Source organism: Nocardia asteroides, assembly GCF_900637185.1.
Classification (GTDB): Bacteria; Actinomycetota; Actinomycetes; order Mycobacteriales; family Mycobacteriaceae; genus Nocardia; species Nocardia asteroides.
In genome coordinates, this window is the sequence record NZ_LR134352.1 from 3,272,184 (window position 1) to 3,291,905 (window position 19,722).

General features: G+C 67.4%; 10 protein-coding genes, 3 rRNA genes and 2 pseudogenes. 14 read left to right on the forward strand and 1 reads right to left on the reverse strand.

The annotated features are described in order from the left end of the window. Positions 1 to 12: 12 nt before the first annotated feature. The 9 genes and pseudogenes from EL493_RS15380 (at position 13) to recN (ending at position 12,914) form a co-directional block, all read left to right on the forward strand. Positions 13 to 1,529: ribosomal RNA gene (locus tag EL493_RS15380) — 16S ribosomal RNA — on the forward strand. A 330-nt stretch (positions 1,530 to 1,859) separates the two neighbouring features. Then, positions 1,860 to 4,981: ribosomal RNA gene (locus EL493_RS15385) — 23S ribosomal RNA — on the forward strand. A gap of 90 nt (positions 4,982 to 5,071) precedes the next feature. Continuing rightward, positions 5,072 to 5,188 (forward strand): 5S ribosomal RNA (gene rrf, locus EL493_RS15390). Together the 16S, 23S and 5S rRNA genes form the textbook arrangement of a ribosomal RNA operon. A gap of 1,918 nt (positions 5,189 to 7,106) precedes the next feature. Then, positions 7,107 to 7,952 (forward strand): annotated as a pseudogene (locus EL493_RS15400) (hypothetical protein); the annotation flags it as partial. Positions 7,953 to 8,197: 245 nt separating this feature from the next. Further along, the gene (locus tag EL493_RS15405) at positions 8,198 to 9,091 is read left to right on the forward strand and encodes an HAD-IIA family hydrolase (protein ID WP_022565738.1); all 894 of its coding nucleotides are present in this window, start codon (positions 8,198 to 8,200) and stop codon (positions 9,089 to 9,091) included. 13 nt (positions 9,092 to 9,104) lie between these two features. Then, positions 9,105 to 9,392, forward strand: coding sequence for a hypothetical protein (locus EL493_RS15410; RefSeq protein ID WP_074965564.1), 288 nt, complete (start codon positions 9,105 to 9,107; stop codon positions 9,390 to 9,392). Between the two features lies 1 nt (position 9,393). After that, entirely contained in the window at positions 9,394 to 10,215 is an 822-nt protein-coding gene (locus tag EL493_RS15415; protein ID WP_030203204.1) for a TlyA family RNA methyltransferase, read from the forward strand. Continuing rightward, complete coding sequence (locus tag EL493_RS15420) at positions 10,212 to 11,168, forward strand: NAD kinase (RefSeq protein WP_019046524.1); 957 nt, start codon at positions 10,212 to 10,214, stop codon at positions 11,166 to 11,168. The genes EL493_RS15415 and EL493_RS15420 overlap by 4 nt, the downstream gene beginning before the upstream one ends. Then, positions 11,146 to 12,914 (forward strand): annotated as a pseudogene (gene recN / locus EL493_RS15425) (DNA repair protein RecN). Before EL493_RS15420 ends, recN begins: the two are co-directional and overlap by 23 nt. A gap of 50 nt (positions 12,915 to 12,964) precedes the next feature. Here recN and EL493_RS15430 read toward each other — a convergent pair. Continuing rightward, a complete protein-coding gene (locus EL493_RS15430; RefSeq protein ID WP_019046526.1) occupies positions 12,965 to 13,384 on the reverse strand; it encodes an SRPBCC family protein in 420 nt (139 codons plus the stop codon). Between the two features lie 420 nt (positions 13,385 to 13,804). On the opposite strand from EL493_RS15430, the gene steA reads away from it, so the two are divergent. From steA to xerD, 5 genes are all read left to right on the forward strand, one after another. Then, positions 13,805 to 15,004: a putative cytokinetic ring protein SteA gene (steA, locus tag EL493_RS15435; RefSeq protein ID WP_019046527.1), complete on the forward strand. Its 1,200-nt coding sequence runs from the start codon at positions 13,805 to 13,807 to the stop codon at positions 15,002 to 15,004. Then, a complete protein-coding gene (locus EL493_RS15440) occupies positions 15,001 to 15,942 on the forward strand; it encodes a copper transporter (RefSeq protein ID WP_019046528.1) in 942 nt (313 codons plus the stop codon). The genes steA and EL493_RS15440 overlap by 4 nt, the downstream gene beginning before the upstream one ends. A 172-nt stretch (positions 15,943 to 16,114) precedes the next feature. Beyond that, positions 16,115 to 17,836, forward strand: coding sequence for a CTP synthase (locus EL493_RS15445; protein WP_022565741.1), 1,722 nt, complete (start codon positions 16,115 to 16,117; stop codon positions 17,834 to 17,836). Between the two features lie 14 nt (positions 17,837 to 17,850). Further along, complete coding sequence (locus EL493_RS15450) at positions 17,851 to 18,507, forward strand: NUDIX domain-containing protein (RefSeq protein WP_022565742.1); 657 nt, start codon at positions 17,851 to 17,853, stop codon at positions 18,505 to 18,507. A 48-nt stretch (positions 18,508 to 18,555) separates the two neighbouring features. Next, positions 18,556 to 19,494, forward strand: a complete 939-nt coding sequence (xerD, locus tag EL493_RS15455) for a site-specific tyrosine recombinase XerD (protein ID WP_019046531.1) — start codon at positions 18,556 to 18,558, stop codon at positions 19,492 to 19,494. Positions 19,495 to 19,722: the final 228 nt, after the last annotated feature.

Here is a 19,722-nt window from a genome sequence, read left to right on the forward strand (position 1 = left end):
GGTTGAGAGTCTTCAACGGAGAGTTTGATCCTGGCTCAGGACGAACGCTGGCGGCGTGCTTAACACATGCAAGTCGAGCGGTAAGGCCCTTCGGGGTACACGAGCGGCGAACGGGTGAGTAACACGTGGGTGATCTGCCTCGTACTTCGGGATAAGCCTGGGAAACTGGGTCTAATACCGGATATGACCTTCGGATGCATGTCTGAGGGTGGAAAGATTTATCGGTACGAGATGGGCCCGCGGCCTATCAGCTTGTTGGTGGGGTAATGGCCTACCAAGGCGACGACGGGTAGCCGGCCTGAGAGGGCGACCGGCCACACTGGGACTGAGACACGGCCCAGACTCCTACGGGAGGCAGCAGTGGGGAATATTGCACAATGGGCGGAAGCCTGATGCAGCGACGCCGCGTGAGGGATGACGGCCTTCGGGTTGTAAACCTCTTTCGACAGGGACGAAGCGCAAGTGACGGTACCTGTAGAAGAAGCACCGGCCAACTACGTGCCAGCAGCCGCGGTAATACGTAGGGTGCGAGCGTTGTCCGGAATTACTGGGCGTAAAGAGCTTGTAGGCGGTTCGTCGCGTCGTTCGTGAAAACTTGGGGCTCAACCCCAAGCTTGCGGGCGATACGGGCGGACTAGAGTACTTCAGGGGAGACTGGAATTCCTGGTGTAGCGGTGAAATGCGCAGATATCAGGAGGAACACCGGTGGCGAAGGCGGGTCTCTGGGAAGTAACTGACGCTGAGAAGCGAAAGCGTGGGTAGCGAACAGGATTAGATACCCTGGTAGTCCACGCCGTAAACGGTGGGTACTAGGTGTGGGTTTCCTTCCACGGGATCCGTGCCGTAGCTAACGCATTAAGTACCCCGCCTGGGGAGTACGGCCGCAAGGCTAAAACTCAAAGGAATTGACGGGGGCCCGCACAAGCGGCGGAGCATGTGGATTAATTCGATGCAACGCGAAGAACCTTACCTGGGTTTGACATACACCGGAAACCTGCAGAGATGTAGGCCCCCTTGTGGTCGGTGTACAGGTGGTGCATGGCTGTCGTCAGCTCGTGTCGTGAGATGTTGGGTTAAGTCCCGCAACGAGCGCAACCCTTATCTTATGTTGCCAGCGCGTAATGGCGGGGACTCGTGAGAGACTGCCGGGGTCAACTCGGAGGAAGGTGGGGACGACGTCAAGTCATCATGCCCCTTATGTCCAGGGCTTCACACATGCTACAATGGCCGGTACAGAGGGCTGCGATACCGTGAGGTGGAGCGAATCCCTTAAAGCCGGTCTCAGTTCGGATCGGGGTCTGCAACTCGACCCCGTGAAGTTGGAGTCGCTAGTAATCGCAGATCAGCAACGCTGCGGTGAATACGTTCCCGGGCCTTGTACACACCGCCCGTCACGTCATGAAAGTCGGTAACACCCGAAGCCGGTGGCCTAACCCTTGTGGAGGGAGCCGTCGAAGGTGGGATCGGCGATTGGGACGAAGTCGTAACAAGGTAGCCGTACCGGAAGGTGCGGCTGGATCACCTCCTTTCTAAGGAGCATTCTCCAGGCAAACCATCAGAGGATGGATCTTGTTCTGGCAGAGGCTGTTTGAGCTCCCATTCGTGGAGCCGCAGTTGCTCATGGGTGGAACACTGACAACTTTCATCGCATACGAGCTCGGTAAAGTCCGAGTTCGCGATGGGTATACCGACACACTATTGGGTCCTGAAAGAACACGCGAGTGTTTCTTTCCAGGCAAGAACGATCCGAAGGGGTTCTCCTCGATACCGCCGGCCGGTTTAGGTCGAGTTGGTCTGGGAAATTAGACTTCTTCGGGTGTGTTGTTTGAGAACTGCACAGTGGACGCGAGCATCTTTGTTAGTAAGTGTTTAAGAGCGTACGGTGGATGCCTTGGCACCAGGAGCCGATGAAGGACGTAGGAGGCTGCGATAAGCCTCGGGGAGCTGTCAACCGAGCTGAGATCCGAGGATTTCCGAATGGGGAAACCCAGCACGAGTGATGTCGTGTTACCCGCATCTGAATATATAGGGTGTGTGGAGGGAACGTGGGGAAGTGAAACATCTCAGTACCCACAGGAAGAGAAAACAACAGTGATTCCGTGAGTAGTGGCGAGCGAAAGCGGATGAGGCTAAACCTCAAGCGTGTGATACCCGGCAGGGGTTGCGTTTGGGGTGTTGTGGGGTCATTCTTCTTGATTCTGCCGGATCAAGCGAGAGTTAGAAACCAATGTGTTAGTCGAAGTGGTCTGGAACGGCCTGCCATAGACGGTGATAGTCCGGTAGACGAAAACATGTTGGCTCTCGTGAGTGATACCCGAGTAGCAGCGGGCCCGTGAAATCTGCTGTGAATCTGCCGGGACCACCCGGTAAGCCTGAATACTCCCTGGTGACCGATAGCGGACTAGTACCGTGAGGGAAAGGTGAAAAGTACCCCGGGAGGGGAGTGAAATAGTACCTGAAACCGTGCGCTTACAATCCGTCAGAGCCCTCTGCTTGCAGTGGGGTGATGGCGTGCCTTTTGAAGAATGAGCCTGCGAGTCATCGGTGTGTGGCGAGGTTAACCCGTGTGGGGTAGCCGTAGCGAAAGCGAGTCCGAATAGGGCGCCCTTTAGTCGCACATTATGGACCCGAAGCGGAGTGATCTACCCATGGCCAGGGTGAAGCGACGGTAAGACGTCGTGGAGGCCCGAACCCACTTAGGTTGAAAACTGAGGGGATGAGCTGTGGGTAGGGGTGAAAGGCCAATCAAACTCCGTGATAGCTGGTTCTCCCCGAAATGCATTTAGGTGCAGCGTCACGTGTTTCACGCCGGAGGTAGAGCTACTGGATGGCCTAGGGGGCCCACAAGCTTACCGAAGTCAGCCAAACTCCGAATGCCGGTGTGTGAGAGCGTGGCAGTGAGACTGCGGGGGATAAGCTTCGTAGTCGAGAGGGAAACAGCCCAGATCGCCGGCTAAGGCCCCTAAGCGTGTACTAAGTGGAAAAGGATGTGGGGTCGCTTAGACAACCAGGAGGTTGGCTTAGAAGCAGCCACCCTTGAAAGAGTGCGTAATAGCTCACTGGTCAAGTGATCCTGCGCCGACAATGTAGCGGGGCTCAAGTACACCGCCGAAGCCGCGGCATTCACACATTAGCCTGCACCCTTAAAAGTGCCAGGTGTGTGGATGGGTAGGGGAGCGTCCTGTGGCCGTGGAAGCAGCGGAGTGATCCAGCTGTGGAGGCCACGGGAGTGAGAATGCAGGCATGAGTAGCGAAAGACGAGTGAGAAACTCGTCCGCCGAATGACCAAGGGTTCCTGGGCCAGGTTAATCCGCCCAGGGTGAGTCGGGACCTAAGGCGAGGCCGACAGGCGTAGTCGATGGACAACGGGTTGATATTCCCGTACCCGTGTATCCGCGCCCAATGGCGAATCAGTTGTGCTAATCGTCCAAATGTTTTCTTATCGAGCCTTCGGGTGAGAGGGAGAATTGCTGCACGAGACCCTGGCTGTAGTAGTCAAGCGATGGGGTGACGCAGGAAGGTAGCTGGGCCAGGTGATGGAATACCTGGTGTAAGCCTGTAGGGCGCAACATAGGCAAATCCGTGTTGCATGTAGCCTGAGAGGTGATGCGTAGCCGTTGTGGTGAATTCAGTGATCCTATGCTGCCGAGAAAAGCCTCTAGTGAGTTGGTACACGGCCCGTACCCCAAACCGACACAGGTGGTCAGGTAGAGAATACTAAGGCGATCGAGAGAACTGTGGTTAAGGAACTCGGCAAAATGCCCCCGTAACTTCGGGAGAAGGGGGACCACGCCTGGTGACGAGTCTTGCACTCTGAGCTGGGTGGGGTCGCAGAGACCAGAGAGAAGCGACTGTTTACTAAAAACACAGGTCCGTGCGAAGTCGTAAGACGATGTATACGGACTGACGCCTGCCCGGTGCCGGAAGGTTAAGAGGACCGGTTAGCGCTTCGGCGCGAAGCTGAGAATTTAAGCCCCGGTAAACGGCGGTGGTAACTATAACCATCCTAAGGTAGCGAAATTCCTTGTCGGGTAAGTTCCGACCTGCACGAATGGCGTAACGACTTCTCTGCTGTCTCAACCACAGACTCGGCGAAATTGCATTACGAGTAAAGATGCTCGTTACGCGCGGCAGGACGAAAAGACCCCGGGACCTTCACTATAGCTTGGTATTGGTGTTCGGTACGGTTTGTGTAGGATAGGTGGGAGACTGTGAAGCTTGGACGCCAGTTCAGGTGGAGTCGTCGTTGAAATACCACTCTGATCGTATTGGACTTCTAACCTCGGACCATGATCTGGTTCAGGGACAGTGCCTGGTGGGTAGTTTAACTGGGGCGGTTGCCTCCCAAAATGTAACGGAGGCGCCCAAAGGTTCCCTCAGCCTGGTTGGCAATCAGGTGTCGAGTGCAAGTGCACAAGGGAGCTTGACTGTGAGAGTGACAGCTCGAGCAGGGACGAAAGTCGGGACTAGTGATCCGGCACCGGCAAGTGGAAGCGGTGTCGCTCAACGGATAAAAGGTACCCCGGGGATAACAGGCTGATCTTCCCCAAGAGTCCATATCGACGGGATGGTTTGGCACCTCGATGTCGGCTCGTCGCATCCTGGGGCTGGAGTAGGTCCCAAGGGTTGGGCTGTTCGCCCATTAAAGCGGCACGCGAGCTGGGTTTAGAACGTCGTGAGACAGTTCGGTCTCTATCCGCCGCGCGCGTTAGAAACTTGAGGAAGGCTGTCCCTAGTACGAGAGGACCGGGACGGACGAACCTCTGGTGTGCCAGTTGTTCCGCCAGGAGCACTGCTGGTTGGCTACGTTCGGAAGGGATAACCGCTGAAAGCATCTAAGCGGGAAGCCTGTTCCAAGATGAGGTTTCTCTCCCACTTGATGGGTTAAGGCCCCCTACAGACCATGGGGTTGATAGGCCGGAACTGGAAGCCAGGTAACTGGTGTAGGTGACTGGTACTAATAGGCCGAGGGCTTACTACGAAGGTGTTACGCGTCCACTGTGCGGTATCTGAAACAACAGACACTGCAGCAAACCTACTTTGTGGGGAGCGCTGTCTAGTTTCATAGTGTTACGGCGGTTATAGCGGTGGGGAAACGCCCGGTCCCATTCCGAACCCGGAAGCTAAGGCCACCTGCGCCGATGGTACTGCACTCGACAGGGTGTGGGAGAGTAGGACACCGCCGGAACATCCTTCGCGATAGGGGACCCAGATTCTGGGTCCCCTATCGGCGTTTGTGGACTGGTTACAGTCCCTGCTCGCCAGGCGGACGATGCCCCGTTGTCCGCCCGTGGTTGAATTCTTGTAGGCGGGGCCACGACAACACTCCCCGACGTCGGGGAATCTAGAAAGGGATCGCCGTGTCGGAACACAACGACGGACGGAAGCCTTTCCGCCGGGACGGTGACGCCCGCGGCTTCGGCCGGCGCGGCGAACCGACCGACCGCCCCCGCGGTGGCCAGGGTGACTTCCGTGGCGGCGGACGTGGCGAAGGCGGCGGCTTCCGTCGCAACGACGACAATCGCGGTGGCCGTGGCGGATCCGATCGCTCGGAACAGCGCGGCGGCTACAACCGCGACGATCGCGGCGGTGACCGCGGCGGTTTCCGGCGCGACAGCGGCGAGCGCGGTGGGTACCAGCGTCGTGACGACGCGGGCCGTGGCGGCTCCGGCGATCGTGGCGGCTTCCGCCGCGACAACGACGACCGCTCGCGTGGTGGCTACGAACGCCGTGACGACGCCGGCCGCGGTGGTTACCAGCGCCGCGATGACGATCGCGGTGGTTTCCGTCGTGACAGCGGTGACCGTGGTGGGTACCAGCGTCGTGACGACGCGGGCCGTGGCGGCTCCGGCGAGCGTGGCGGTTTCCGCCGCGACAACGACGACCGTCCCCGTAGTGGCTCCGGTTTCCGCCGGGACGAATCCGGCCGTCCCGCAGGCGGTTTCGACCGCGGTGGCGATCGTGGCGGATATCGGCGTAATGACGACGATCGGCCCCGTGGCGGTGACCGTGGTGGCTTCCGGCGCGGCGAGGGCGACGACCGTTCGCGCGGCGGCTACGACCGTGGTGACCGCGGCGGCTACCGGCGCGACAACGACGACCGTCCCCGCGGTGGCTCCGGCTTCCGCAGGAACGAAGGCGACGACCGTTCGCGCGGCGGGTCCGACCGTGGCGGCGAGCGTGGCGGCTTCCGTCGTGACAGCGGTGACCGTGGTGGGTACCAGCGTCGTGACGACGCGGGCCGTGGCGGCTCCGGCGATCGCGGTGGCTTCCGCCGTGACAATGACGACCGCTCGCGCTCCGATCGCGGTGGTTTCCGCCGGAACGAAGGCGACGACCGCTCGCGTGGCGGTTTCCGGCGCAGCGAGGGCGACGACCGCTCGCGCGGTGACGATCGTGGCGGTTTCCGGCGCAGCGAGGGCGACGACCGCTCGCGTGGCGGGTCCGATCGTGGCGGCTTCCGGCGCGGTGACAGCGACGACCGTTCGCGTGGCGGCTTCCGGCGTGGTGAAGGCGACGACCGTTCGCGCAGCGGATCGGATCGCGGCGACCGTGGCGGGTACCAGCGCCGTGACGACAGTGACCGTTCGCGCGGTGGCTACCGCAAGGGTGAAGGCTCCGATCGCGGCGGCTACCAGCGCCGCGACGACGATCGTGGTGCCCGCCGTGACGACGATCGCGGACGCGGTGGCTTCAAGCGTGGCGGCGACGCGGGCAAGACCCGCTACGTCGACGAGAACGGTGAGCCGCTGGACGGCACCTACCGGGAGAAGCGGCGCGAGCGCGAAGGCGATGTCCTCGGCGTCGTCTCCTCGGCCGCCGCGGAAGCCGACGACATCGAGGCCACCGACAGCGAGTCGGCCGAGTCCTCGGCGGACGACAAGTCCACGGCCGCGTCCACTGCGCAGTCCGACGACACCGCTTCGGACATCGAGCGCGCCGAGTCCTCGGACGAGGTAGCGCGGGTGGCCGCAGCGGACGACGTGGACGAGCCCGCTGGTACCGCCGGCCCGGCGGACGAAGCCGATAGCGAGTTCGATGCCCGTACTGCCGACTCCGGCGCACGGCGTGGCGCCGACGATCGCGACAGTGGCGCCGACGACCACGCGGGCGACTCTGGCTCCGGCCGTGATGCCGACGACCGCGACGGGCGTCGCACTGACGACCGTGGGAGCGACTCCCGCTACGAGCGCGGCGGCGATGACCGTGACGAGCGCAGGCGTGGCGGCGAAGGTGCCAGGGCTGTGGGCGGCCGGGCCACCGATCGGCGGGCCGCCCGCCCGGACGAGCCGGACCTGCCGGAAGACGTGCAGGCCTCCGATCTCGATCCGGCGGTGCGCCGCGACCTGCTGAGCCTGGACAAGAACAATGCCGAGACCGTCGCGCGGCACATGGTGATGGCCGTCGAGCTGCTCGAGGACGACCCGCGCCTGGCGCTGGCGCACGCCAGGGCCGCCCGGCAGCGGGCCGGCCGCATCGCCGTGGTCCGCGAGACCGCGGGCGTGGTGGCCTACCACGCCGAGGAATGGGCCGAGGCGCTCTCGGAGCTGCGGACCGCGCGACGCATGTCGGGCGGCTCGGGGCTGCTGGCCGTGATGGCCGACTGCGAGCGCGGCCTGGGCAGGCCCGAGCGGGCCATCGAGCTCGGCCGCAGCGAGGAGGCCCAGCGGCTCACCGGGGACGAGGCCACCGAACTGCGGATCGTGGTCGCGGGCGCCCGCATGGACCTGGGCCAGTTCGACCAGGCCGTGGTGACCCTGCAGACGCCCGATCTGGATCCGGCGCGTACCGGCTCGGCCGCCGCGCGCCTGTTCTACGCCTACGCCGACGCGCTGGTCGCGGCCGGTCGCACCGACGACGGCCTGCAGTGGTTCCTCAACGCGGCCGCCGCCGATCTCGACGGGGAGACCGACGCCGAGGACCGCGCCGCGGAACTCACCGGCGACGCGTAACCACGACCGTGCGCAGGCCGGGAACCGCATCGGTTCCCGGCCTTCTGCGTTGTGGCGGACGGAATACGGCAGCGGGCGACGCGCGCGAGGGCGGGCCTCGAAAGCGGGCACACCGCGCACGAGCGGCGCGGTCATGCTCGATCATGAAGAGGGCGAGTGCGATTCGGCGGCGGCGAAGCTGTCGGTGGTCTCGCCTAAGGTCGACGAAGGTGCTCGGCCCGGCAGTGACGACGGAGTGAGGGTGTGTGAACCGGCTACGCGATGGATACGAGGCTTTGCTGCTCGACCTGGACGGGACGCTGTACCGCGGTCCCGAGGTGATCGACGGCGCGCCGAAAGCGCTGGCGCCCGACGGTGATTCGGCGCAGCGGCTGGTCTATGTCACCAACAACGCCGCCCGTGGGCCTGGTGCGGTCGCCGGGCATCTGGTGGATCTCGGCTACCCGGCCACTGACGACGACGTGGTGACCAGTGCCCAGGCCGCGGCCAGGATGCTGGCCCATCGGCTGAATCCCGGCGCCCGGGTACTGGTCGTCGGCACCGACGACCTGGCCGCGGAGATCGACGCGGTGGGCCTGGTCCCGATTCGGCGCTTCGGGGAGACGCCGCCCGAGGCCGTGGTGCAGGGGCACTCACCCGCCACCGCGTGGCCCGACCTCGCCGAAGCCGCGTACGCGCTGCGCACCGGCGCGCTGTGGGTGGCGGCCAACACCGACCGCACCCTGCCGAACGAGCGCGGCCTCGCACCGGGCAACGGATCGATGGTCGCCGCGCTGCGGACCGCCTCCGATCGGGAACCGCTCGTCGCGGGCAAGCCGTACGCGCCGCTGATGGAGGACGCGCTCGAACGGTCCGGTACCCGCAACGCATTGGTGGTGGGCGACCGGCTCGACACCGACATCGAGGGCGCCAACGGACTCGGCCTCGACTCGCTGCTCGTGCTGACCGGGGTCAGCACGCTCGAAGAGGTCCGCCTCGCGCCGCCTGCGCAGGTGCCCACCTTCATCGCCACCTCCCTCGACGCGCTCAATGCCGACGTCGTGCCGGACGCGGTGGCTCCGGCGCAGGTCGCGGAGCTGTTGGGACAGTACCCGGGCCGGGCGGTACGGGTGCGCGCGGCCGATTCGGAAATCCGATAGCGTTGACGGCACGATGAGTACTCCGAGTTCGCCGCCGCCCGGCGCGCCACAGCCACCCCGTCCAGGGATGCCCCTGCCCGGTAGTCACCTGCCGGGTGGTCAGGCGCGGCCCGAACCGGCCGACCCGAACCGGATCACCGCCGAGGTCGACGCGCTGCTCGCCGAACTCGGCCCGGCCCGCACGGTGACCGGTCCCGCGGAGAGCACCGAGACCGGCGCCGACATCACCCGTCGCGCGCGCATTCTCGAGCAGGCGCACGAGGTGCTGGTGGAGGCGCTCGCGACCGTGGACAAGATCTGAGGTGGCCAGGCGAGCGCGGGTGGACGCCGAACTGGTGCGCCGCGGATTGGCGCGGTCGCGCGACCACGCGGTCGAGCTGATCAGCGCGGGCCGCGTCCTGATCGCGGGCACCGTGGCCGTGAAACCGGCGACGGCGGTCGAAGCGGGAACTCCGCTGATCGTGCGCGAGGAACCCGACGAGGTGTCGTGGGCCTCGCGGGGCGCGCACAAACTGCTCGGGGCGCTGGAAGCGTTCGAACCGCAGGGGCTGAGCGTCGCCGGTAAGCGGTGTCTGGACGCGGGCGCGTCCACCGGTGGGTTCACCGATGTGCTGCTGTCGCGGGGCGCGAAAGAGGTCGCCGCGGTCGACGTCGGCTACGGCCAGCTGATCTGGCGGCTGCAGAACGACGACCGGGTGCAGGTGTACGACCGCACCAACGTCCGCAACATCACCCCCGAAACCATCGGTGGCCCGGTCGAATCCGTGGTGGGCGACCTGTCGTTCATCTCGCTGAACCTGGTCCTGCCCGCACTGGCGGCCTGCGCGGCCGACGGCGCCGATCTGCTGCCGATGGTGAAGCCGCAGTTCGAGGTCGGCAAGGAACGGGTCGGCTCCGGTGGCGTGGTGCGTGATCCGGCGTTGCGCGCCGAGGTGGTGCGGGAGGTGGCCGCCGCGGCGGGTGCCCTCGGTCTGCAGACCCGGGGCGTGGTGGCCAGTCCGCTACCGGGGCCCTCGGGCAATGTGGAGTATTTCCTGTGGCTGCGCAAGGTCGGTCCGTTCGACTACGACGCCGCAGAGGTCGAGGCGCTGGTCGCGCGCGCGGTCGAGGAGGGTCCGCAGTGAACACCCACGACGACGGCAGGGAGATCCTGCTCGTCGCCCATCCCGGACGCGCGGAGATCATCGAGACCGCGCACCGGGTCGCGAAGATCTTCGCCGAGGCCGGCATCTGCCTGCGGGTGCTGGCCGACGAGGCCGACAGCACCCGATTCGAGGACGAACCCGCCGGGTACCCGGTGCGGGTGGTGCCGCACAGCCCGTCCGCGGCCATCGGCTGCGAGATGGTGCTCGCCCTCGGCGGCGACGGCACCTTCCTGCGGGCGGCCGAACTCGGCAGGCCCAGCGGGGTGCCGGTACTCGGAATCAACCTGGGCCGCATCGGTTTCCTCACCGAGGCCGAGGCCGAGCATCTCGACGAGGCGCTGGCCCAGGTTGTCGACCGGGACTACCGTGTGGAAGACCGGATGACCATCGACGTCACCGTCCGGGTCGACGACACCGTCGTCGAACGCGGCTGGGCGCTCAACGAGGCCAGTCTCGAGAACGCGCAGCGGATGGGCGTGCTGGAGGTGGTGCTCGAGGTCGACGGGCGGCCGGTGTCGGCGTTCGGCTGCGACGGGATCCTCATCGCGACACCCACCGGGTCGACCGCGTACGCGTTCTCGGCGGGCGGGCCGGTGGTGTGGCCGGAACTCGAGGCGATGCTGGTCATCCCGAGCAACGCGCACGCCCTGTTCGCGCGGCCGCTGGTGACCAGCCCGGAATCGCTGATCGCGGTGGAGACGGTGGCGACCGGGCACGACGCGATCGTGTTCCTCGACGGCAGGCGCACCCTGGCCCTGCCCCGGGGCGGTCGCGCCGAAGTGGTCCGTGGCGAACGGCCGGTGCGCTGGGTGCGGCTGGATTCCGCGCCCTTCGCCGACCGGATGGTGCGCAAGTTCCGGCTGCCGGTCACCGGCTGGCGGGGTAGACAGCGAACGGAGAACAGCCGCGATGCTGACAGAGATCAGGATTGACGGACTAGGCGTCATCTCGACGGCCACCGCGCAGTTCCACGCGGGGCTGACGGTGCTCACCGGCGAGACCGGTGCGGGCAAGACCATGGTGGTCACCAGTCTGCACCTGCTCAGCGGGGCACGCGCCGACGCGGGCCGGGTGCGGCTCGGCGCGGCGAAGGCGGTGGTCGAGGGCCGGTTCGTGATCGACGACATCAACGACACCGCGCGGGCGGCCGTCGGCGAGGTATTGGAGTCCGCGGCGGCCGAAGCCGACGAGGACGGCAGCGTGATCGCGGTCCGCACCGTCAACAGCGACGGGCGTTCCCGGGCCCACCTGGGCGGGCGCGGTGTGCCCGCCGCGGTGCTCGGGGAGTTCACCTCGCGGCTGCTGACCGTGCACGGGCAGAACGACCAGTTACGTCTGCAGCGCCCGGAACAGCAGCTCGCCGCGCTCGACCAGTTCGCGGGCGACGGCGTCGCCGGGCTGCTGCGCAAATATCAGGTGCATCGCCGGTCGTGGCTCGATGCCAGGTCCGAACTGCTGGAGCGGACCGCGCGCAGCAGGGAGCTGGCGCTCGAGGCCGACCGGCTCAAGCACTCGCTCACCGAGATCGACGGCATCGCACCGGAACCCGGTGAGGACGTTCGGCTCGTCGCCGAGATCCGCAGGCTCAGCGATCTGGATTCGTTGCGCGAGGCGGCCGTCGGCGCGCACGAGGCGCTGTCCGGCCCCGCCGACGCTCCCGTCGACGGTGGCGGTGTGCTCGATCTGCTCGGTGGCGCCAGGGCACGGCTGGATTCCGCCGACGATCCAGGGCTGACCGCCTTGGCGCCGCGGCTGGGTGAGGCCATCGCGGTCGTCGTCGACGTGGCCACCGAACTGAGCGGTTACCTCTCGGAGCTGCCGTCGGATCCCGGCGCGCTCGACTCGATGCTCACCCGTCAGGCCGAACTGAAATCGCTCACCCGCAAGTACGCCCCCGACATCGACGGGGTGATCGCGTGGGCCGACGAGTCGCGGGCGCGACTGGATTCGCTCGACGTGTCCGAGGACGCGCTGGCCAAACTGGCCGGTGAGGTGGAGACCGCGGCGGGCAAGGTGCGCGAGTCGGCCCGCAAGCTCAGCGCGGCCAGGGCGAAGGCGGCGGGCAAGCTCGCGACCGCGGTCAGTGCCAGCTGGCCGGCCTGGCGATGGGCAAGGCCCGGCTCGAGGTGCAGGTGCGGCCGATGCCGGCGAGCGCGCAGGACTCGGCACCGATCGAGATCGACGGTGCGTCGCTGCACGCGGGATCCGCCGGTGTGGACGAGGTGGAGTTCCGGCTCTCCGCGCATTCCGGCGCGCAGTCGCTGCCGCTGAGCAAGAGTGCCTCCGGTGGTGAGCTGTCCCGGGTGATGCTGGCGCTGGAAGTGGTGCTGGCCGGTTCGGATCACGGCGCCACCATGGTGTTCGACGAGGTCGACGCCGGGGTCGGCGGCCGGGCCGCGGTGGAGATCGGCAAGCGGCTGGCCCGGCTGGCGCGCACCCATCAGGTCATCGTGGTGACCCACCTGCCGCAGGTGGCGGCCTTCGCCGACACCCATCTGGTGGTCGACAAGTCCGATGACGGCAAGGGCAAGGTGGACAGCGGCGTCCGCACGCTGACCGACGAGGAGCGGGTGGTGGAGCTGGCGCGCATGCTCGCGGGCCTCGACGACACCGAGACCGGCCGCGCGCACGCGGAGGAACTGCTCGAGACCGCGCGCGCCGAACGCGCACCGGCCTGAGCCGAGTGCCCGGGTGGTGATCACGCACCCGGGCACTCCGATGGGTCAGGTCAGCGCAGGGCCTTGCGCACGCCACCGATGAGCTGGTTGGTCAGCTGACGCAGGCCGAACTCGAGCACCGGCGCGGGCACGGGCAGCGAGGGCTCGGACTCCATGGTGTAGACCACGCGGGTGCCGCCCGAGCTGGTGTCGGCGAAGGTGACGATGCCGACGTGGCGCTTGACCGGGGCGCCCTTGACGATCTTGTACTCCATCCGCTCGCCGGGGACCAGCGCGGTGATCTCCTCGGTGACGCCCGCCTTGCCGAAGCCCAGCAGGTGCTGCGCGCCGACACCGGTGACCGGATCACCCTGCTTGATCAGCTTGACCTGGACCGGCAGGTACGGGCTGACGGCCTCACGCTCGGTGAAGAGGCGGTAGACGATGTCGCGGGGTGCGTCGAAAACCGTCTCGACGGTGCTGCGGGGCATGGATGTCTCCTGTCCGAATTATCTGTGACCCGCAGCATACGGGTAGTTGCCGGCGCCGGTCCGACCTGGCCGCTGTCACCTCGGAGAACGGCGAGCGCGCCGCGGCGCTGGGTGGTTACTCCGCCGCGTGGCTCACCGCGGCCCTGGACCGGTTGCCCGCGAGCGGAGGTGAGGTGACAGCGGACCTGCGCGCTTGGGTGCCGCGGAGTGAGACGGCCGGTTCGTCCCGCTCACGGCCGGTACCGGCGCCGATCGGGAAAGTTCTTTCGCGCCAACGGGTTACGTGTGGGCGGTGGTCGCGGGCAGGGTCACGCGCCCCCGAAAACCCGATGCTGACCGGTTGCTGCGCGTCGACGAATGTGACCGGTGATTCGGCGCGCCTCCACCAAAGGTTGAGGGTTTGGCCGCATCATCGGCCACATGAAGATGCCGGCGCTGCTGTCCAGGAACACGGAAACGCTGCCCGGTGTCACCGGGATCGCCCGGGTGGATCGCAACACCCGGCGACTGCTGCGGCGGGTCGGTCCGGGGGACGTGGTCGTCCTCGACGAGACCGACCTGGACCGCCACACCGCCGACCGGTTGGTCGAGGCCGGTGTCGTCGCGGTGATCAACACCTCGCCCTCGATCTCGGGGCGCTACCCGAACCTGGGGCCGGAAGTGCTGGTGGCCAACGGGATCGTGCTCATGGACACCGTCTCCTCCGACGCCTTCGGCAAGATCAAGGACGGCGCCAAGGTCCGCATCGACGAGGGCATCGTCTACGCCGACAAGCTGGTCAAGAAGGAACCCGAGGTCCTCGTCGAGGGCATCGAGTTCGACGAGTCGGCCATCGCCGACCGGATGATCGAGGCGCGCAACGGCCTGGCCGACCACCTCGACGCCTTCGCCGGTAACACGACAGAGTTCGTCCGCACCGAGAGCGCGCTGCTGATCGACGGCATCGGCGTGCCCGACATCGAGCTGGAGCTGCGCAACCGGCACGTGGTCGTGGTGGCCGACGGGTCGGGGCACCTCGAGGAGCTACAGAAGCTCAAGCCGTTCATCAAGGAGTACGCGCCGATCCTGATCGGCGTCGGCCGCGGCGCCGATACGCTGCGCAAGCTCAAGTACAAGCCCGACCTGATCGTCGGCGACCCCGACGAGATCAGCACGGAGACACTGCGGTCCGGCGCGGAGATGATCCTGCCCGCCGACACCGACGGCCACGCCAAGGGCCTCGAACGGATCCAGGACCTGGGCATCGGCGCGACGACCTTCCCGTCGTCGGGCTCGCCGACCGATCTGGCGCTCATGCTCGCCGACCACCACGGCGCGTCGCTGATCGTGCTGGCCGGCGCCCCCGCGTCGCTGGAGGACTTCTTCGATCGCGGTCGCCGCGACAGCAATCCGGCCACCTTCCTGACCCGGCTCAAGGTCGGCGCGAAACTGGTCGACGCGAAGGCGGTCTCCACGCTGTACCGGCAGCGCTCCTCCGGTGCCGCGCTGGCGCTGGTGGTGCTGGCCGCGCTGGTCGCGATCGTGGTGGTGATCCTGGCCTCGCACAACGGGTCCGAGCTGCTGGACTGGGCGATCGAGTACTGGAACCGCTTCGTGCTGTGGGTGCGTGGTCTGCTGTGATCTCGTTGCGTCAACACGCCATCTCGATCGCGGCGATCTTCCTCGCCCTGGCCATCGGGGTGGTGCTCGGCTCGCAGACACTGGCCGCCGACATGCTGTCGGGACTGCGTTCGGACACCGACGATCTGCGCGGCCAGGTCGACACCCTGACCGCCCGCAACGAGCAGCTCAGCGCCCAGCTCGACGCGGCCGACCGCTTCATCGCCGGCTCGGCGGGCCGCCTGCTCGGCGGCACCCTCGCCGACCGCAGCGTCGTCGTCTTCACGACGCCCGACGCCGACCCGGGCGACATCGACGGCGTGAGCCGCGCGCTCGAGACCGCGGGCGCCGCGGTGACCGGCCGGCTCGCACTGACCGACGCGTTCGTCGACGCGGGGGAGGGCGACCGGATGCGCTCGGCGCTGACCAATATCGTCCCGGCCGGCGCGCAGCTGCGGACCGGCGCCGTCGACCAGGGCAGCATGGCGGGCGATCTGCTCGGGCTGACCCTGCTCGTCGACCCGGCCACCCAGCAGCCGCGCAGCACCGGGCCCGAACTCGCGCTGGTCCTGGAGACCCTGCGCGGTGGCGGCTTCCTCGCCTACGGCGACACCCCGGTGCGACCCGCGCAACTCGCCGTCGTCGTCACCGGCAACGGTGTCGCATCCGACACCGGACAGGGCGCGACTATCGCCCGCTTCACCGGCGCGGTCCGGGCGCGCGCCGCGGGCACCGTGCTCGCGGGCCGGGCGGGCGCCGCCGAGGGCAACGCCGCCATCGCCCATGTGCGGGCGCAGGCGCCGCTGGCGACCACGGTCACCACGGTCGACAATGTGGATCGCGAAATAGGCAGGGTCACAACAGCTCTCGCCTTCACCGAGCAGCTCTCCGGCGGCGCGGGCCGCTACGGCACCGGCTCGACGGCGACCGCCCTGACGATGGTCGCCATGCCCCGCTGACAGTCATCGTGACCGGCCGCCGAGGCAACCGATCTCCGGAGTACAGGGGTAACTCGCCGGGTTCGCCCGGCACTCACCGACCGCGGCACCGCCGGCCCGAGGGCCAACACGCCCCGCCGCTAACGACCCGCTAAATACGCGGACAGGCGGGCTCCTGCTAGGCTGGAGTTCCGTGGGTCAAACACGGAATCAGGCTCGAAATGCCACCAAGCACATCTTCGTGAGCGGTGGCGTCGCCTCCTCTTTGGGTAAGGGTCTCACCGCCTCCAGCCTCGGTCAGTTGCTGACCGCGCGCGGTATGCGGGTGACGATGCAGAAGCTCGACCCGTATCTCAACGTCGATCCGGGCACCATGAACCCGTTCCAGCACGGCGAGGTGTTCGTCACCGAGGACGGCGCCGAGACCGACCTGGACGTCGGCCACTACGAGCGCTTCCTCGATCGCGACCTGTCCAAGGACGCCAACGTCACCACCGGGCAGATCTATTCGACGGTCATCGCCAAGGAGCGCCGCGGTGAGTACCTGGGCGACACGGTCCAGGTGATCCCGCACATCACCGACGAGATCAAGAACCGCATCATGGCGATGCAGGGCCCCGATCTCCAGGGCCACGTGCCCGACGTGGTGATCACCGAGATCGGTGGCACCGTCGGCGATATCGAGTCGCAGCCGTTCCTCGAGGCGGCGCGCCAGATCCGGCACGACGTGGGCCGCGACAACGTGTTCTTCCTGCACGTGTCGCTGGTGCCCTACCTCGCCCCCTCGGGCGAGCTCAAGACCAAGCCGACCCAGCACTCGGTGGCGGCGCTGCGCAACATCGGTATCCAGCCCGACGCGCTGATCCTGCGGTGCGACCGCGAGGTGCCCCAGGGTCTCAAGAACAAGATCGCGCTGATGTGCGACGTCGACGTGGAGGCCTGCATCTCCACCCCGGACGCGCCGTCGATCTACGACATCCCGAAGGTGCTGCACAGCGAGGGCCTCGACGCCTACGTGGTGCGCAAGCTCGGCCTGCCCTTCCGCGATGTGGACTGGACCGTGTGGGGCGACCTGCTCGATCGCGTGCACACCCCGCGCGAGACCGTCGAGGTGGCGCTGGTCGGCAAGTACGTCGACCTGCCCGACGCCTACCTGTCGGTCACCGAGGCGCTGCGCGCGGGCGGCTTCGCCCACCGGTCCAAGGTGCACATCCGCTGGGTGCCCTCCGACGAGTGCGAGACCGAAGCGGGCGCGCAGGCCGCGCTGCGCGACGTCGACGCCGTGCTGATCCCCGGCGGGTTCGGCATCCGCGGCATCGAGGGCAAGCTCGGCGCCATCCGCTACGCCCGCCACCGGGGCATCCCGCTGCTGGGTCTGTGCCTGGGTCTGCAGTGCGTGGTCATCGAGGCGGCGCGCTCGGTGGGCATCGACGACGCCAACTCCGCGGAGTTCGAGCCCGACACGAAGAACCCGGTCATCTCGACCATGGCCGACCAGGAAGACGTCGTGGCCGGTGACGCCGATCTCGGCGGCACCATGCGCCTGGGCGCCTACCCGGCGACGCTGAAGAAGGGCTCGGTCGTCGCGCAGGCGTACGGCTCCGAGAACGTCTCCGAGCGGCACCGGCACCGCTACGAGGTGAACAACGCCTACCGCGACGCCATCGCCAAGAGCGGGCTCGTGTTCTCGGGCACCTCGCCCGACGGCCACCTGGTCGAGTTCGTGGAGTACCCGGCCTCGGTGCATCCGTTCTTCGTCGCCACCCAGGCGCATCCGGAGCTCAAGAGCCGTCCCACCCGGCCGCATCCGCTGTTCGCCGCGCTGATCAACGCGGCGCTGAAATACAAACTGGCCGAACGCCTTCCAGTAGACTTCCCGGAGGAAGAGCTCGCGGAGCAGGCCGCGGATCTCTGAGAGAGAGCAGCGACGTGAGCCAGCCCGGTAGTCACACCTTCGAGACGGTCGCCAGCCGGGTGCTCTACAGCGGCGCGATCGTGGCCCTGCGCCAGGACCAGGTCGCGATGCCGGACGGGCGGATCGCCGAGCGCGAGGTCGTCGAGCACCACGGCGCGGTCGCGGTGCTGGCGCTCGACGACGACGGCAATGTGGTGCTGATCCGCCAGTACCGGCATCCGATCGGTACCCGGCTGCTGGAACTGCCCGCCGGGCTGCTCGACATCGACGGCGAGGACCCGCTCACCGCGGCCAAGCGCGAGCTGGCCGAGGAGACGGGCTTGGCCGCCGCCGAGTGGGCGGTGCTGGTGGACGTGGCGCTGTCGCCGGGGTTCACCGACGAGGCGCTGCGGGTGTTCTTCGCGACCGGGCTCACGCCGACCGATCGGCCCGATCCCGAGCACGAGGAAGCCGATCTGGAGCTGGTGCGGATGCCGGTCGCCGAGGCGGTCCGGGCGGCGCTGGCCGGGGAGATCGTGAACGCGACCGCGGTCGCGGGCGTCCTCGCCTACGCCGCGGCGGTGGCGAGCGGGGTGGCGATGCGGCCCGCCGACGCGCCGTGGCCGGGTCAGCCGACCGCGTTCCTGCGGCGCAAGGCCGCCGAGGCCGCGGCACCGGACGCACCGGCGTGAGCGCGTTACCGACCTGCCCGGTCGACAGGGACTAGCCGGGTTCCGGGCGTGCTGGCGCGGGAGATCGACGCCTACCTCGACCACCTGACGGTCGAGCGCGGAGCCGCGCGCAACACGCTCGGCGCCTACCGGCGTGACCTGGCCCGCTACCGGAACTTCCTCGACGGCCGCGGCATCGCGAGTCTGGGCGCGGTCGCCCAGGGCGATGTCGCGGAGTTCACGATGGCATTGCGGGCAGGCGGCGAGGATCATCCGCCGCTGGCCGCGGGGTCGGTGGCCAGGGCCCTGATCGCAGTGCGTGGGTTACATCGCTTCGCCGCCGCCGAAGGCATCACCGACACCGATGTGGCGCACGCGGTGAAACCGCCCGCGCCGGGGCGGCGACTGCCCAAGGCGCTGCCCTACGACCAGGTGCTGCGGCTGCTGGAAGCGGCCGGCGGCGAGGGTGACGCGGGCGGGGCCGACGGCGGACCTCGCGGTCTGCGGGACCGGGCGCTGCTGGAACTGCTGTACTCCACCGGCGCGCGCATCTCCGAGATGGTCGGGCTCGACGTCGACGACATCGACGCCGAGCAGCGCTGTGTGGTGCTGCGCGGCAAGGGCGGCAAACAGCGGCTCGTCCCGATCGGGCGGCCCGCGCTCGCCGCCGTCGACGCCTACCTGGTGCGCGGTCGGCCGACGCTGGCCGCGAGCGGAAAGGGTTCGGCCGGTGCGCTGTTCCTCAACGCGCGCGGCGGCAGGCTGTCGCGGCAGAGCGCCTGGCAGGTGCTGCAGACCGCGGCCGAACGGGCCGGGATCGGAGCCGCGGTGTCACCGCACACCCTGCGGCACTCCTTCGCCACGCACCTGCTCGACGGCGGCGCCGACGTGCGCGTGGTGCAGGAACTGCTCGGCCACGCCTCGGTGACGACCACCCAGATCTACACCCTGGTGACGGTGAGCACGCTGCGCGAAGTATGGGCGACCGCGCATCCGCGAGCCAGGTGAACCGGCACCGCGCCGGAGCGCCCGGCGGGTATCGTGCGAACACGCCCGGCGTTGCCATGCTGTACCTCACCGGTCCGAGCGGTAGCGTCTACCCCACAGCTGGACCGTACGAAAGCGAGTCCGGGTCCGAAGCGGCCTCGCTACCCTCGACAGGGGTTACCGGTAGGAAACGTATAAGGAGCAGCGGATCGTGACGACAGCGGAAACACCGTGGGACGGTGGACCGGA

Bases quoted from the DNA above. Each gene is read 5' to 3' on its own strand.
- EL493_RS15410 (WP_074965564.1), top strand. From the start codon at position 9,105: ATGAGTACTCCGAGTTCGCCGCCGCCCGGCGCGCCACAGCCACCCCGT.
- EL493_RS15430 (WP_019046526.1), bottom strand. From the start codon at position 13,384: ATGCCCCGCAGCACCGTCGAGACGGTTTTCGACGCACCCCGCGACATC.
- steA (WP_019046527.1), top strand. From the start codon at position 13,805: ATGAAGATGCCGGCGCTGCTGTCCAGGAACACGGAAACGCTGCCCGGT.